The organism is Microbacterium sp. LWH10-1.2, assembly GCF_038397765.1.
GTDB classification, from domain to species: domain Bacteria; phylum Actinomycetota; class Actinomycetes; order Actinomycetales; family Microbacteriaceae; genus Microbacterium; species Microbacterium natoriense.
In genome coordinates, this window is sequence record NZ_CP151638.1 from 927331 (window position 1) to 941820 (window position 14490).

Here is a 14490-nt window from a genome sequence, read left to right on the forward strand (position 1 = left end):
TCTGCTCTGGGCGGAGCGGGCTTCCGCGCGGAAGCGGATGCTGATGACATGGACGCATGACGACTGCTCTGATCCTCGGCGGAACCGGCTGGCTCTCCGGGCGCATCGCGCGACGGCTGATCGACGACGGCGTCGAGGTCACGTGCCTCGCCCGTGGCACACGCACGGGGCCGAGCGGGGCTGCTCTCGTGCGGGCGGACCGGGATGATCCCGACGCGTACGCGGAGGCGGCCGTGCGTGACTGGGACCGTGTGATCGACATCTCCTCCCGTGCCGACCATGTCGTCGCCGCCGTCGCGGCGCTCGGAGACAGAGCCGCACGCTGGACGTACGTCTCGTCGATGTCCGCCTACTCCGACGACGTCACGGTCGGCGCCGACGAGTCCGCTCCGCTGCACATCGCCGCGGAACCGGGGGATGAGTACGAGTACGGTCCGCAGAAGGTCGCCGCGGAGGACGCGGTGCGCACGCTCGCAGACCGGGCGCTCATCGTGCGCCCCGGACTCATCGTCGGCGCGGGCGACCCCAGCGATCGCTTCGGATACTGGGCCGCGGCGTTCGACCGCGCGGGCGACGGCACGGTGCTGCTGCCACCGACCGAGGGGCGCACGACGCAGGTGATCGACGTCGATGACCTCGCGGCGTACGTGGCCGCCACGACGTCGACCGGTGCGGTGAACACGGTCGGCGACGAGCATGCGCTCGGCGAGGTGCTCGCACTGTTCCGCGCGGCGGCGGGGCACGACGGCGACACGGTGTCCGCCGAGGAGGAGTGGCTCGTGGAGCACGGTGTCGAGTACTGGATGGGGGAGCGCTCGCTGCCGCTGTGGCTGCCGGCGGAGATGACCGGTTTCATGACGCGCTCGAACGCCGCCTATCGTTCCGACGGCGGGACGCTGCGTCCGCTCGGGGACACCGTGGACGCGGTTCTCGCGGACGAACGAGCACGCGGCGTCGACCGCGAGCGGCGCGCGGGGCTCACCCGGGCCCAGGAGCTGGAGCTGTTCGCCGAGCTCGGGTGATCCGCGCTCTTCGCTAGACTGCGAGCAGTGACACGGGGTGCCGCATCCGCGGCTGAGAACAGACCCGTCGAACCTGATCTAGTTAGCACTAGCGAAGGGAATGTCGCATGAGCGATCTTCTGCGTCCTGCATCCGCCTCCGCCCTCGTCTCCGAGGCCGCTACGCTGCTGGGGGTGCTGCGAGAGACGCCTCCTCTCACGCACTGCATCACCAACGCCGTCGTCACCGGGTTCACGGCCAACGTGCTCCTCGCCGTCGGCGCGGCCCCCGCGATGGTCGACATCGTCGGCGAGGCCGGGATGTTCGCCGGCGTCGCCTCCGGCCTGCTCGTGAATCTCGGCACGCCGAACCCCGAGCAGCGAGCGGCGAGCCTGGAGGCGGCGGCCGGAGCCGCGGCGTCCGGCACGCCCTGGGTGCTCGACCCCGTCGCCATCGGCGCGCTCCCGGTGCGCACGGCGCTGGCGCAGGAGCTCGTGGCGCTGCGCCCGACGGCCATCCGCGGCAACGCCTCGGAGATCCTGGCACTGGCCGGTCTCAGCGCAGGCGGTCGAGGGGTCGACGCCACCGACACCACGGATGCCGCCGCCGACGCCGCGGTCGCGCTCTCCTCGCGCTTCGGCAGCATCGTCGCGGTGTCGGGGCCGGTGGACCTGATCACCGACGGGGAGCGCGTGCTGCGGCTCGCGAACGGGCACGAGCTGCTCACCAGGGTCACGGGAGGCGGCTGCGCTCTCGGCGCCGTCATGGCTGCGTTCCTCGGGGCCGCACGGACCACGGGAGCCGATGCGCTCACGGCGGTCGCCTCGGCCAGCCTCGTCTACACGATCGCCGCCGAGCGCGCCGCTGCGGCATCCGCAGGCCCGGGCAGCTTCGCGGTCGCACTGCTCGATGCGCTCGCCGCCGTGCACCCTGACGATCTCGCCGGAGCGGCGCGCGTCGAGGGTGGCGCGCTGTGATCGCCGACCTCTCCCTGTACCTCGTCACCGATCCGGGGCTGTGCGGAGAACGCGGCGTCGTCGAGACCGTGCGGATGGCCGTCGACGGGGGAGTGCGCATCGTGCAGCTGCGCGACAAGCGGGCGACGGACGCCGAGACGACCGCGCAGCTCGTCGAGCTCTCCCGGGTGATCGACGGTCGAGCGCTCCTCGTCGTGAACGATCGTCTCGACGCCGCGCTCGCCGCTCGTACCGCGGGCGCCCGCGTCGACGGCGTGCACCTCGGACAGGGGGACTCCTCGGTGCTGCGCGCCCGTGCCGCACTCGGCCCCGACGCCCTCATCGGTCTCACCGCGAACAGCCCTGAGCACCTCGCCGCACTCGGAGAGCTGCCGGAGGGCACAGTGGACTACCTCGGCGTCGGCGTCATCCGACCGACCAGCACCAAGCCCGACCATCCGCCGGCACTCGGCATCGAGGGCTTCGCGGCGGTGGCTGCGGCCACTCCGCTGCCGTGCGTGGCGATCGGCGGCGTCGGCATCGACGACGCCGAGCCCCTGCGCGAGGCGGGCGCCGCCGGTCTCGCGGTCGTGTCGGCCCTGTGCGCCGCCGATGATCCGGCAGCGGCGGCGCGAGGATTCCTCCGCCGCTGGCGTGCAGCGGGGGTGCCGCGTGTGCTCAGCATCGCCGGCAGCGACCCGTCGGGAGGGGCGGGCATCCAGGCGGACCTGAAGTCGATCGCGGCGAACGGGGGATACGGCATGGCCGTCCTCACCGCTCTCACCGCGCAGAACACGCAGGGCGTCAGCGCCGTGCACGTGCCGCCGACGGAGTTCCTGCGCGCGCAGCTCGACGCGATCTCCGCCGACATCGTCGTGGACGCCGTGAAGATCGGCATGCTCGCCGACGCGGAGGTCATCGGCGCCGTGGCTGACTGGCTCGACCGGGTGCGCCCGCCGATCGTCGTGATCGATCCCGTCATGGTCGCCACCAGCGGGGACCGCCTGCTCGACGCGGCGGCCGAGCACGCGCTGCGCGGACTGCTGAGCCGTGCCGACGTCGTCACCCCCAATCTCACCGAGCTCGCCGTGCTCACCTCCCGTCGGATCACAGGTTGGGAGGAGGCACTCGCCGCGGCGGAGGAGCTGTCGGCCGAGATCGGCGCCCAGGTGCTCGTCAAGGGCGGGCACCTCACCGGTGCGGAGACCCCAGACGCGCTGATCGGCGCCGGGGTGCGGCGCGAGTTCTCCGGCGCCCGCATCGACACCCCGCACACGCACGGCACCGGCTGCTCGCTGTCCTCCGCGCTGGCTACGCTGCTCGCGCGGGGGGAGAGCCCGGCGGATGCCGTCGCCGGAGCGCGCACCTGGCTGCGGGAGGCGCTGCGTGAGAGCCATGCGCTCCGTGTCGGACGCGGACACGGCCCGGTGCACCACTTCGCAGGCCTCTGGTCCCGCGGTGGTCTCGACACCCGACCCACCCCCGGTGAGGTCCGCGCGGACTGGTGGGAGGGCATCTCCGGCATCCGCTCGGGCATCGACGAGCTCCCGTTCATCCGTGCCCTCGCCGACGGCACGCTGGATCGCGATGCCTTCGTGTTCTACCTCGCGCAGGACGCGCTGTACCTGGGGGAGTACGCCAGAGTGCTGGCGGAGGCGTCCCGCCTGGCGCCGTCGTCGGCGGAGCAGGCGTTCTGGGCGGAGTCCGCACACGGGGCGATCGTCGGAGAGCTCGAGCTGCACGCCTCCTGGCTGACCCCCGCGACGGGCGTCGGCCAGGAGACGTTCGCCGCCGCGCCCGCCCCGACCACGACGGCCTACCTCGATCACCTGCGCTCCGTCGCCTTCGGGGGCGACTACGCCGAGCTCATCGCGGCGATCCTGCCCTGCTTCTGGCTCTACACCGACCTCGGTCGGCGTCTGCACGCGGGGGAGTTCGGGGAGTACGCCCGCGATCCACGGCATCCGTACGCGTCCTGGCTCGCAACCTACGCCGACCCCGGTTTCGAAGCCGCGACGGAGACGGCGATCGCGTACGTGTCGCGGGCCGCGGCGGCATCGTCGCCCTCGCGCAGAGAGAGGATGCTCCGCGCCTTCGAGATCGCGAGCGCGCACGAGCTCGCCTTCTTCGCCGCGCCGATCCCGCAGGGCGTGTGACGCGCAGGATTTGCGGATGCCGCGGCGCTCGCGCTACTGTCGCGACATGCCTTCGGCCGCCACCGCTTATCTGACGCTCGCTCCGAGCGTCATCGCTGTGCGCCGACGCCGCGGCGGCCGCCGACTCTAGGCGACCCCGCGCTCCTGCCTGTGCACGCACGGCGGTCGAGTGCCGGTGTCGCCGCTCAGGCCTCCGACCCTCCCACCGTTAAGGTAGAAGCATGACGTACTCCGTCGCCGTCTCCGGCGCATCCGGCTACGCAGGCGGCGAGATTCTGCGCCTCCTGGCTGCCCATCCCGACATCGAGATCCGCACCGTCACCGCGCACTCGAACGCAGGGCAGCCGCTGATCCCGCATCAGCCCCACCTGCGCTCGCTCGCCCATCTCACGCTGCAGGACACGACACCCGAGATCCTGGCAGGGCACGACATCGTGTTCCTCGCCCTGCCGCACGGGCAGTCGGGGCAGTACACCGACGCGCTCGGCTCGGTGCCGCTCGTGATCGACGCGGGCGCCGACCACCGGCTCACCTCGAAGGAGTCGTGGAACGCCTTCTACGGCGGCGACTTCCACGAGCCGTGGGCGTACGGTGTTCCCGAGCTGCCCGTCGGCGGGGGGAAGCAGCGGGCGAACCTGCGCGGCGCCACGCGCATCGCGGCACCGGGATGCAACGCCTCGACCGTGAGCCTCAGCCTGGCGCCCGGCGTCGCCGCGGGAGTGATCGATCCCGGAGACATCGTCTCCGTGCTCGCGGTCGGCCCCTCCGGCGCGGGCAAGAGCCTCAAGACGAACCTCCTCGGCAGCGAGATCCTCGGCACCGCCAACCCCTACGCGGTGGGCGGCACGCACCGCCACATCCCGGAGATCAGGCAGGCGCTCGCCGCAGCGTCCGGGGCAGAGGCCGACGGCATCCGCATCTCCTTCACGCCCGTGCTCGTCCCGATGTCACGCGGCATCCTCGCCACCTCCACCGCTCCGATCGCCGAGGGCGTCACCGACGCGCAGATCCGCGACGCGTGGGAGAGCGCCTATGCGGGGGAGACCTTCGTCCAGCTGCTCCCCGAGGGGCAGTTCCCGCGCACGGCCGACGTGCTCGGGGCGAACACCGCGCTGATCGGACTCGCGATCGACCGCGCCGCGAACCGCGTCACGGTCGTCACCGCGGTCGACAACCTCGTCAAGGGCACCGCCGGTGCCGCCATCCAGTCCATGAACATCGCGCTCGGCCTCCCCGAAGACCGCGCCCTCTCCGTGAACGGAGTCGCACCGTGAGTGTCACCGCACCTGCAGGATTCGAGGCGGCCGGCGTCGCCGCAGGCCTCAAGAGCACGGGAAAGCCTGACGTCGCCGTGGTCGTCAACCGCGGCCCGCGCAAGGTCGGAGCGGCCGTCTTCACGAGCAACCGCGCCAAGGCCAACCCCATCATCTGGTCGCAGCAGGCCGTCGCCGACCGCGTCGTCGAGGCCGTCGTGCTGAACTCGGGCGGCGCGAACTGCTTCACCGGCAGCTTCGGCTTCCAGACCACGCACCAGACCGCCGAAAAGGCGGCCGAGCTCCTCGGCGTCAGCGCGGGGGATGTGCTCGTGTGCTCCACCGGACTCATCGGCACCGGTGACGAGGTCTTCCGCTCGAAGGTCCTCGCCGGCACCGCGCAGGCGATCGCCGAACTCTCCTCCGAGGGAGGGGACGCCGCCGCCCAGGCCATCATGACCACGGACACGGTCGCCAAGACCGCGGTGGTCAGCCGCGACGGCTGGACCATCGGCGGCATGGCGAAGGGCGCGGGGATGCTCGCCCCCGGTCTCGCCACCATGCTCGTCGTGCTCACCACGGATGCCGTCCTCGAACCGCTCGAGGCCGATGAGGCGCTGCGCCGGGCGACCGGTCAGACGTTCGACCGTCTCGACTCCGACGGCTGCATGTCGACCAACGACCAGGTGACGCTGCTCGCCAACGGGGCGTCCGAGGTGGCTCCCGACCTCGACGACTTCGCGACTGCGCTCTCCGAGGTCTGCCAGGAGCTCGCCGTCAAGCTGCAGGGCGACGCCGAGGGGGCGAGCCACGACATCACGATCGAGGTGCAGCACGCGGCATCCGAGAAGGACGCCGTCGAGGTCGGCCGCTCCGTCGCGCGCAACAACCTCTTCAAGGCGGCGATCTTCGGCAACGACCCGAACTGGGGGCGCGTGCTCGCCGCGATCGGCACCACGGCCGCGCAGTTCGACCCCTACGACGTCGACGTGTGGATGAACGGCGTCCGCGTGTGCAGCGAGGGCGGCCCCGACCGTCCCCGCGATGAGGTCGACCTGACCCCTCGGGCCACCCACCTCGTCATCGACCTCAAGGTCGGCGAGGCCACGGCATCCATCCTCACGAACGATCTCACCCACGAGTACGTCCACGAGAACAGCGCCTACGCCTCATGACCGACATCCAGGACACCCCGGCCGAGATCGCCGCGGTCAAGGCTGAGACCCTCATCGAATCCCTCCCGTGGCTGAAGAAGTTCCGCGACCAGATCGTCGTCGTCAAGTACGGCGGCAACGCCATGGTCTCCGACGAGCTGCAGGAGGCGTTCGCCCAGGACATCGCGTACCTGCGTTACGTCGGCGTGCAGCCCGTCGTCGTGCACGGCGGTGGCCCGCAGATCTCGAACATGCTCGATCGTCTCGACATCCCGAGCGAGTTCAAGGGCGGCTACCGGGTCACCACCACCGAGGCGATCAGCGTCGTGCGGATGGTCCTCACCGGCCAGGTCAACCCGCAGCTGGTGTCGAAGATCAACTCCCACGGCCCGATCGCGACGGGTCTCAGCGGTGAGGACGCCGGTCTGTTCGGCGGGCGTCGTCGCGGCGTCATCATCGAGGGGGAGGAGGTCGATCTGGGTCGCGTGGGCGATGTCGTCGAGGTCGACCCGACCCCCGTGCTCGATCACCTGGCCGCGGGGCGAGTGCCGGTCGTGTCGTCGATCGCGCCCGATCTGGACCACCCCGGGCAGTCGCTCAACGTCAACGCGGATGCCGCCGCCGCCGCCCTCGCGGTGGCGCTCGGGGCGCGCAAGCTCGTCATCCTCACCGACGTGCCGGGGCTCTACGCCGACTGGCCCAACAGGGACTCCCTCGTCTCGCACCTCACATCGGACGCGCTCGTCGAGATGCTGCCGAGCCTGGAGTCCGGGATGATCCCGAAGATGAGGGCCTGCCTGGACGCGGTCGAGGGCGGCGTCGACGCCGCGGCGATCATCGACGGACGGGTGCCGCACTCGGTGCTCGTCGAACTCTTCACCAGCAAGGGAATCGGAACAGAAGTGGTCATGGGAAGCGCAGGGACGACGGCATGAGCAACTGGCAGGATGACGCGGCGAGCGATCTGGTCCTCAACGCGGGGCCCCGCCTGGCCATGCTCACGCGCGGCGAGGGCTCGTATCTGTGGGACTCCGAGGGCAAGCGCCTGCTGGACTTCCTCGCGGGCATCGCGGTGACCTCCCTCGGCCACGCGCACCCCGTGTTCGTCGAGGCCGTGTCCCGCCAGGCGGCGACCCTCGCTCACGTGTCGAACTACTTCGCCACGCCGTCGCAGCTCGCGCTCGCCGCACGCCTGAAGCGGCTCGCAGGCGCGGGCCTCGACGGCCGCGTGTTCTTCTCGAACTCCGGCGCCGAGGCCAACGAGGCGGCGTTCAAGCTCGCCCGTCTGCACGGCGGAGCGGAGAAGCCGCGCATCATCGCACTGGAGAACGGCTTCCACGGGCGCACGATGGGCTCCCTCGCCATGACGGCGAAGGAGTCGATGCGCGCCCCGTTCGAGCCGATGCCCGGTGGTGTCGAGCACATCCCGGCGACGATCGAGGCGCTCGAGGCCGCGATCGACGACCGTGTCGCCGCGGTCATCGTCGAGCCCATCCAGGGAGAGGCCGGAGTGGTCGAGCTGCCCGAGGGGTACCTCGCCGCAGCCCGCTCGCTCACCCTGAAGCACGGCGCGCTGCTCATCGTGGACGAGATCCAGACCGGCGCAGGGCGCACCGGAGCCTGGTTCGGCTTCAGCCACGAGGGCATCACGCCCGATGCGATCACCCTCGCGAAGGGGATCGGCGGCGGCTTCCCGATCGGCGCCCTCGTCACCTACGGGGCCGCGAGCGCGCTCTTCACACCCGGTTCGCACGGCTCGACGTTCGGCGGCAACCCGCTGGCGACCGCCGTGGCCGATGCCGTCCTCGCCGAGATCGAGGACGCGGGTCTCGTCGAGAACGCCGCGCTGCGGGGCGCTGAGCTGCGCGATCTCATCGAGGCCGTCGACTCCCCGCTGATCGAGGGCGTCCGCGGTCGCGGTCTCCTCATCGGCGTCGCGCTGACCGCTCCCGTCGCCGGCGCCGTGGTCGCCGCGGCCCAGGAGCGCGGTCTCATCGTGAACGCCGCCAACCCCGAGACCGTGCGCATCGCGCCGGCGCTCACCATCGGCGCCGCCGAGCTCGCCGAGTTCCGCGAGCTGTTCACGGCATCCCTCGCCGACGTCCAGGCATCCCTCACCGACTCCGGAAAGGCCCCCGCATGACCCGCCACCTGCTGCGTGACGACGACCTCACCCCCGCCGAGCAGGCGGAGATCCTCGATCTCGCGCTGGAGCTGAAGAAGGACCGCTGGGCGGACAAGAGCCTCGCCGGTCCGCAGACCGTCGCGGTGATCTTCGACAAGTCGTCCACCCGCACGCGCGTGTCCTTCGCGGTCGGCATCGCGGATCTCGGCGGCTCCCCGCTGATCATCTCGACGGCCAACAGCCAGCTCGGCGGCAAGGAGACCCCCTCCGACACCGCACGGGTGCTGGAGCGCCAGGTCGCGGCGATCGTCTGGCGCACCTACGCCCAGGCCGGTCTCGAGGAGATGGCGAACGGCACCCGCGTGCCCGTGGTCAACGCGCTCTCCGACGACTTCCACCCCTGCCAGCTGCTCGCCGACCTCCTCACGATCCGCGAGCACAAGGGCGAGCTGAAGGGGCTCACCCTCACGTTCTTCGGCGACGGGCAGAGCAACATGGCGCACTCCTACGCGCTCGCCTGCGTCACGGCGGGCATGCACGTGCGCATCGCCTCGCCGGCCGACTACGCGCCGCGCGCCGACGTCGTCGAGGCCGCCGACCGCCGTGCCGCCGAGACCGGCGGCTCGATCACGCTCTACACGGACCCGGTGGAGGCGGCGGCCGGCGCCGACGTAGTCGTCACCGACACGTGGGTGTCGATGGGCAAGGAGGAGGAGAAGCTCGCGCGCATCCGCGATCTCGGGGGGTACAAGGTGACGCCGGAGACGATGACGATCGCCGACTCCGAGGCGATCTTCATCCACTGCCTCCCCGCCGACCGCGGCTACGAGGTCGACTCCGAGGTCATCGACGGCCCGCAGAGCGTCGTGTGGGACGAGGCCGAGAACCGCCTGCACGCGCAGAAGGCGCTGCTGGTCTGGCTGCTCCGGAAGAACGGGGAGGCCGCCTGATGGGCGCGGACAAGAACGAGGGCACGAACGAGGGAGCCCTGTGGGGAGCTCGGTTCGCGAGCGGTCCCTCTCCCGAGCTCGTCGAGCTGAGCCGCTCGACGCACTTCGACTGGATCCTCGCGCCGTACGACATCGCCGGATCCCATGCGCATGCGACGGCCCTCGAGGCCGCAGGGTACCTCGAAGCCGATGAGGCGACGCGGATGCACGAGGGACTGGATGCCGTGGCCCGCAAGGTCGCGGACGGCTCGCTGCGGCCGCAGCCGACGGACGAGGACGTGCACGGTGCCCTGGAACAGGCCCTGATCGCCGAGCTCGGGCCCGAGCTGGGCGGACGCCTGCGCGCGGGTCGCAGCCGGAACGACCAGATCGCGACTCTCGTGCGCATGTACCTGATCGACCACGCCCGGGTGATCGCCCGTGACATCCTCCGCGTGATCGACGCGCTCGTCGCCCAGGCCGAGGCGCACCCCGATGCGATCCTCCCCGGTCGCACCCATCTGCAGCACGCGCAGCCCGTGCTCCTCGCCCACCACCTGCAGGCGCACGGCTGGCCTCTGGTGCGAGAGCTCGAGCGGCTCGTCGACTGGCGTCGCCGCGCCGGCGTCTCGCCGTACGGCGGCGGAGCGCTCGCGGGTTCGACCCTGGGCCTCGACCCGGCGCTCGTCGCGACGGAGCTCGGACTCGACCGTCCCGCCGAGAACTCCCTCGACGGCACCTCCGCGCGTGACGTGGTGGCGGAGTTCGCCTTCATCACGGCCATGACGGGCGTCGACCTGTCGCGCCTCGCCGAGGAGATCATCCTCTGGAACACGCGCGAGTTCGGGTTCGTCACGCTGCACGACGGCTACTCGACCGGGTCGAGCATCATGCCGCAGAAGAAGAACCCCGACATCGCCGAGCTGGCCAGAGGCAAGTCGGGCCGGCTGATCGGCAACCTCTCGGGTCTCATGGCGACGCTCAAGGGGCTGCCCCTGGCGTACAACCGCGACCTGCAGGAGGACAAGGAGCCGGTCTTCGACTCCGTGCAGACCCTGGAGGTCGTGCTGCCCGCGTTCGCCGGCATGGTCGCGACGCTGCAGTTCGACACGCAGCGGATGGCCGCGCTCGCCCCGCAGGGCTTCTCCCTCGCGACGGACGTCGCGGAGTGGCTGGTCAAGCGCCGCGTGCCCTTCCGCGACGCGCACGAGATCTCCGGTGCGCTCGTCCGCGCCTGCGAGGACCGGGGGATCGGCCTCGAAGACGCCTCCGACGAGCTGCTGCTCTCGGTGTCCGCGCACCTGGCGCCCGAGGTGCGCGAGGTGCTGACGATCGAGGGATCCGTCGCCTCGCGCACGGGCGCCGGTGGCACCGCCCCCGTGCGCGTCGCGGAGCAGCGCGCCGAGCTCGTCGCACGGGCGCAGGCAGCGGCGCACGCTCTCGGGCTGTAGTCCTGCCGCGGCGGATCCGGCTCAGTGCAGGGTCGCGTCCGCCGCGGAGCGCACCCAGCGCGTGAATCGCACGGTGAGCCCGGAGCGCATGGGGGCGGCGAGGAACGGACCGGCGGATGCCGCGGCGTCTCCCTCGAACGGCGCGACCCGCACCAGGCGCCAGTCGCCGTCGTCGGCGCGAGCCCGCACGATCACGGCATCCGGCCAGCGGCTCACGCGCACGGTGATCTCGCTTCCGTGCCAGTCGTCGACGTGGCCCACCGACCAGTCCGAGCCGACGTCGGTGACGACGGCGCCGAGTCCGAGATGGTCGTCGGCATACTCGATCCCCGCCTTGATCCAGTGCTCGTCGTCGATCTTCACGAAGACACCGGCCTGGTCGAACTGGCCGTCCCACGGGGCCTGGAACGACACGTCCATGGCCTCGCCGACGGCGAGAGGTGCGAGAAGCGCGTGCTCGCTGTCGTGCACGAAGCCGTAGGCGGTGCGTCGCCAGGCGTCGCTGCCCTCGACGGCCGTGACGTCGAGGTGGGGTTCGTCGGATGCGGCCGTCGACTGGGCGAAGGGGGCATGGGTCCATGAGCCGTCGGACCAGGGGATGATGTGCGATTCAGGCATATCCTCAAGATATAACTAAATAACGCATAAGTACAGAGTTATTCGTGATACGGTTATCCGATGGTCATCGCCGTACTCGCCGACATCGTCGGCTCCCGCAGGCTCGATGATCGCACGGCCGCGCAGCACGTGCTCGACCGGACGATCGCGCAGGTCGAGGCCGACCTCCCGCTGGCCGCGCAGCCGCTGACTCCCACGGTGGGAGACGAGCAGCAGGGCGTCTACAGCGACCTCGGAGACGCGCTGATCTCGCTCCTGATGATCCAGCTCCGGCTGCCGGACGGCATCGCGTTCCGGTTCGGGATCGGCGTGGGGGAGGTGCGTCCCGTCGCATCCGTGCACGGCGAGCTCGCAGACGGACCGGGGTGGTACGCCGCGCGCGCGGCGATCGAGACCGTGCACGCGAGGGAAGGCCGCGCCGTGCCGCGCACGCGCACGTGGATTGTCGGAGCCCCCGGGCAGGATGAGGTCATGGAGACCACGATCGCGGCGTCCAACGCCTACCTCCTCGTCAGGGACGAACTGGTGGGCGCCATGAACGAGCGCGAACGGCGTCTGACCTACGGTCGCATCATCGGACGGTCGCAGCAGGAGCTCGCCGCCGAGGAGGGCATCTCCCAGCCGAGCATCTCGAAGGCGCTGCGCACCGCGGGAGCCGCCGCGATCGTCGAGGGACTGGCCGCGCTCAGAGGGGAGCTCGCATGATCGTCGCCGGATTCGTCCTGCTGGCCGTCGGCGCCGCCGACCTCGTGCGGCAGTTCGCGCCTCGCCGGTGGATCGGCTATCTCTCCGTGGTGGTGATCCTGCTCCTGCTCGGCAGCGTGAGCGACGCCCTGCTGCCGATGATCGCAGCGCTCGTCGTGGGCGCTCTGTGGGTGTGGTGCATGCCAGACGATCGACCGGCGCCCCTGGGATTCTGGCCTGCGGTCCTCTTCGGCGTCCTCAGTGTCGGCGCGGTGGTGTGGTGGGGAGCCCGCACCGACGCCGGTCTCATCGGCGGAGTCTGGAGTCTGCGCTCGCCGTTCGGCGACGTGTCCTTCGACCTGGCGGTGCTCACGCTGGGCGCCGGAGTCTTCCTGCTCGAATCCGCGAACCTCGTGGTGCGCGCCGCACTCGACGGCGAGCACACCTGGCGTCCGGCCGATCCGGTGGCGGTCGTCACCGCGCCGTCGGACTCGGCGACCCCCGTCGTGGAGGCCGAGTCGTCGGGCGCCGAGACGTCGGACGATGCGGCGGTGAAGAGCGCAGCGGCTCCTGCTGATCCGCGCGGCGGGTTCAAAGGCGGGCGGCTGATCGGACCGCTGGAGCGCACGCTCGTGATGATCCTCACCCTCGCATCGGCGTACCCGATCCTGGCGGCGATGCTCGCGGCGAAGGGCATCGTACGCTTCCCGGAGATCTCGCGCGACGGCGAGACCGGCGCCAGGGCGGAGTACTTCCTCGTCGGAAGCCTCGTCAGCTGGGTGATCGGGCTGGGAGCGGCGTTCCTCGTCTGGTGGGCCGCGCACAGCTGAGCGGTTCACCGCTGATAACCTTGATCGCGTGTCTGATCCCGCTCTGACGACTGCGGCGCCCGCGATCGATCCCACGTTCGACAACGTGTGGGACGAACTCGTGTGGCGTGGCCTCGTCCACGTGTCCACCGACCAGGAGGCGCTGCGCGCCCTGCTCGCGGGAGACCCCATCACGTACTACTGCGGGTTCGATCCGACCGCTCCGAGCCTGCACCTGGGCAACCTCGTGCAGCTGCTCACGCTGCGTCGCATCCAGCTCGCCGGCCACAAGCCCCTCGGCCTCGTCGGCGGCTCGACCGGCCTCATCGGAGATCCGCGACCGACCGCCGAGCGCACGCTGAACACGCGCGAGACCGTGGTCGAGTGGGTCGGGCGCCTGCGCACCCAGGTCGAGCGCTACCTCAGCTTCGAGGGCGACAACGCCGCACGCATCGTCAACAACCTCGACTGGACGGCGCCGATGTCGGCGATCGACTTCCTGCGCGAGATCGGCAAGCACTACCGCGTCGGCACCATGCTGAAGAAGGACGCGGTCGCCGCGCGCCTGAACTCCGACGCCGGCATCAGCTACACCGAGTTCAGCTACCAGATCCTGCAGGGGATGGACTTCCTGGAGCTCTTCCGCCAGTACGACTGCGTGCTGCAGACCGGCGGCAGCGACCAGTGGGGCAACCTCACCAGCGGAACCGACCTCATCCACCGCGTCGAGGGCGCTTCGGTGCACGCGATCGGCACCCCGCTGATCACGAACAGCGACGGCACGAAGTTCGGCAAGAGCGAGGGCAACGCGATCTGGCTGGATGCCGAGATGTGCAGCCCCTACCGGATGTACCAGTTCTGGCTCAGCACCGCGGATGCCGACGTCATCGACCGGCTGAAGGTCTTCACCTTCCTCAGCCGCGCCGAGATCGAGGAGTACGCGGCACTCGTGGAGTCCGAGCCGTTCCGCCGTGCGGCGCAGAAGCGTCTCGCGCTCGAGGTCGTCGCCACGGTTCACGGCATCGATTCCGCCGCCGCCGTGATCGCGGCATCCGAGGCGCTGTTCGGACAGGGCGACCTGACCGCTCTCGACGCCTCGACGCTGCGGACCGCGCTGGAGGAGCTGCCGAACGCCACCGTGCCTTCGGGGACTCCGGTGGTCGAGGCTCTCGTGACGACCGGTCTGGTGTCCAGTCTCAGCGAGGCCCGGCGTGCGATCACGCAGGGCGGGGTGTCGGTCGACGGCATCCGCGTCGACGACGAGTCCGCAACCGTGAGCGGTGCGCTTCCCGGCGGAGTCTCCGTGCTCCGTCGAGGCAAGAAGACTCTCGCCGGCGTCTTCGTCGGCTGACGC

At 71.0% G+C, this 14490-nt stretch carries 13 protein-coding genes and 1 riboswitch; of the genes, 12 read left to right on the top strand and 1 reads right to left on the bottom strand.

Annotation, left to right across the window (positions count from 1 at the left end; genetic code table 11):
• Nucleotides 1–56 precede the first annotated feature (56 nt).
• The 9 genes from MRBLWH10_RS04390 (at nt 57) to argH (ending at nt 11025) form a co-directional block, all read left to right on the top strand.
• Nucleotides 57–1022, top strand: a complete 966-nt coding sequence (locus tag MRBLWH10_RS04390; RefSeq protein ID WP_341941764.1) for an NAD-dependent epimerase/dehydratase family protein — start codon at nt 57–59, stop codon at nt 1020–1022.
• A gap of 23 nt (nt 1023–1045) precedes the next feature.
• Nucleotides 1046–1140, top strand: a riboswitch (TPP riboswitch).
• On the top strand, nt 1130–1978 hold the full coding sequence (thiM, locus tag MRBLWH10_RS04395) for a hydroxyethylthiazole kinase (protein WP_341941765.1): 849 nt from the start codon (nt 1130–1132) through the stop codon (nt 1976–1978). It overlaps the preceding riboswitch by 11 nt.
• Nucleotides 1975–4113, top strand: coding sequence for a bifunctional hydroxymethylpyrimidine kinase/phosphomethylpyrimidine kinase (locus MRBLWH10_RS04400; RefSeq protein WP_341941766.1), 2139 nt, complete (start codon nt 1975–1977; stop codon nt 4111–4113). Before thiM ends, MRBLWH10_RS04400 begins: the two co-directional genes overlap by 4 nt.
• Nucleotides 4114–4334: 221 nt before the next feature.
• Nucleotides 4335–5387 (top strand): N-acetyl-gamma-glutamyl-phosphate reductase, encoded by a 1053-nt coding sequence (gene argC, locus MRBLWH10_RS04405; RefSeq protein WP_341941767.1) that lies wholly within the window; start codon nt 4335–4337, stop codon nt 5385–5387.
• On the top strand, nt 5384–6541 hold the full coding sequence (gene argJ / locus MRBLWH10_RS04410) for a bifunctional glutamate N-acetyltransferase/amino-acid acetyltransferase ArgJ (protein ID WP_341941768.1): 1158 nt from the start codon (nt 5384–5386) through the stop codon (nt 6539–6541). Before argC ends, argJ begins: the two co-directional genes overlap by 4 nt.
• Nucleotides 6538–7455 carry an acetylglutamate kinase gene (gene argB, locus MRBLWH10_RS04415; RefSeq protein ID WP_105672379.1) on the top strand — a complete coding sequence of 306 codons (918 nt, stop codon included), beginning with the start codon at nt 6538–6540 and terminating at the stop codon, nt 7453–7455. Before argJ ends, argB begins: the two co-directional genes overlap by 4 nt.
• Nucleotides 7452–8663: an acetylornithine transaminase gene (locus MRBLWH10_RS04420; RefSeq protein ID WP_341941769.1), complete on the top strand. Its 1212-nt coding sequence runs from the start codon at nt 7452–7454 to the stop codon at nt 8661–8663. The genes argB and MRBLWH10_RS04420 overlap by 4 nt, the downstream gene beginning before the upstream one ends.
• Entirely contained in the window at nt 8660–9595 is a 936-nt protein-coding gene (argF, locus tag MRBLWH10_RS04425; RefSeq protein ID WP_341941770.1) for an ornithine carbamoyltransferase, read from the top strand. The genes MRBLWH10_RS04420 and argF overlap by 4 nt, the downstream gene beginning before the upstream one ends.
• Nucleotides 9595–11025, top strand: coding sequence for an argininosuccinate lyase (gene argH / locus MRBLWH10_RS04430; protein WP_105672376.1), 1431 nt, complete (start codon nt 9595–9597; stop codon nt 11023–11025). Before argF ends, argH begins: the two co-directional genes overlap by 1 nt.
• A 21-nt stretch (nt 11026–11046) precedes the next feature.
• Here the strand turns inward: argH and MRBLWH10_RS04435 are convergent, their stop codons facing one another.
• Nucleotides 11047–11643: a DUF1349 domain-containing protein gene (locus tag MRBLWH10_RS04435; RefSeq protein ID WP_341941771.1), complete on the bottom strand. Its 597-nt coding sequence runs from the start codon at nt 11641–11643 to the stop codon at nt 11047–11049.
• Between the two features lie 60 nt (nt 11644–11703).
• Here MRBLWH10_RS04435 and MRBLWH10_RS04440 point away from each other — a divergent pair, with 60 nt between their 5' ends.
• The 3 genes from MRBLWH10_RS04440 to tyrS are packed head-to-tail and all read left to right on the top strand — an operon-like array spanning nt 11704 to nt 14487.
• Nucleotides 11704–12348 (top strand): SatD family protein, encoded by a 645-nt coding sequence (locus MRBLWH10_RS04440; RefSeq protein WP_105672374.1) that lies wholly within the window; start codon nt 11704–11706, stop codon nt 12346–12348.
• A complete protein-coding gene (locus tag MRBLWH10_RS04445; RefSeq protein WP_341941772.1) occupies nt 12345–13157 on the top strand; it encodes a hypothetical protein in 813 nt (270 codons plus the stop codon). The genes MRBLWH10_RS04440 and MRBLWH10_RS04445 overlap by 4 nt, the downstream gene beginning before the upstream one ends.
• Nucleotides 13158–13185: 28 nt before the next feature.
• Complete coding sequence (gene tyrS / locus MRBLWH10_RS04450) at nt 13186–14487, top strand: tyrosine--tRNA ligase (protein ID WP_105672372.1); 1302 nt, start codon at nt 13186–13188, stop codon at nt 14485–14487.
• Nucleotides 14488–14490 lie beyond the last annotated feature (3 nt).

What these genes read in the sequence shown, in the direction of transcription:
- MRBLWH10_RS04390 (WP_341941764.1), top strand. Translation starts at nt 57, where the DNA reads ATGACGACTGCTCTGATCCTCGGCGGAACCGGCTGGCTCTCCGGGCGC.
- thiM (WP_341941765.1), top strand. Translation starts at nt 1,130, where the DNA reads ATGAGCGATCTTCTGCGTCCTGCATCCGCCTCCGCCCTCGTCTCCGAG.
- argC (WP_341941767.1), top strand. Translation starts at nt 4,335, where the DNA reads ATGACGTACTCCGTCGCCGTCTCCGGCGCATCCGGCTACGCAGGCGGC.
- argB (WP_105672379.1), top strand. Translation starts at nt 6,538, where the DNA reads ATGACCGACATCCAGGACACCCCGGCCGAGATCGCCGCGGTCAAGGCT.
- MRBLWH10_RS04420 (WP_341941769.1), top strand. Translation starts at nt 7,452, where the DNA reads ATGAGCAACTGGCAGGATGACGCGGCGAGCGATCTGGTCCTCAACGCG.
- argF (WP_341941770.1), top strand. Translation starts at nt 8,660, where the DNA reads ATGACCCGCCACCTGCTGCGTGACGACGACCTCACCCCCGCCGAGCAG.
- argH (WP_105672376.1), top strand. Translation starts at nt 9,595, where the DNA reads ATGGGCGCGGACAAGAACGAGGGCACGAACGAGGGAGCCCTGTGGGGA.
- MRBLWH10_RS04435 (WP_341941771.1), bottom strand. Translation starts at nt 11,643, where the DNA reads ATGCCTGAATCGCACATCATCCCCTGGTCCGACGGCTCATGGACCCAT.
- MRBLWH10_RS04440 (WP_105672374.1), top strand. Translation starts at nt 11,704, where the DNA reads ATGGTCATCGCCGTACTCGCCGACATCGTCGGCTCCCGCAGGCTCGAT.
- MRBLWH10_RS04445 (WP_341941772.1), top strand. Translation starts at nt 12,345, where the DNA reads ATGATCGTCGCCGGATTCGTCCTGCTGGCCGTCGGCGCCGCCGACCTC.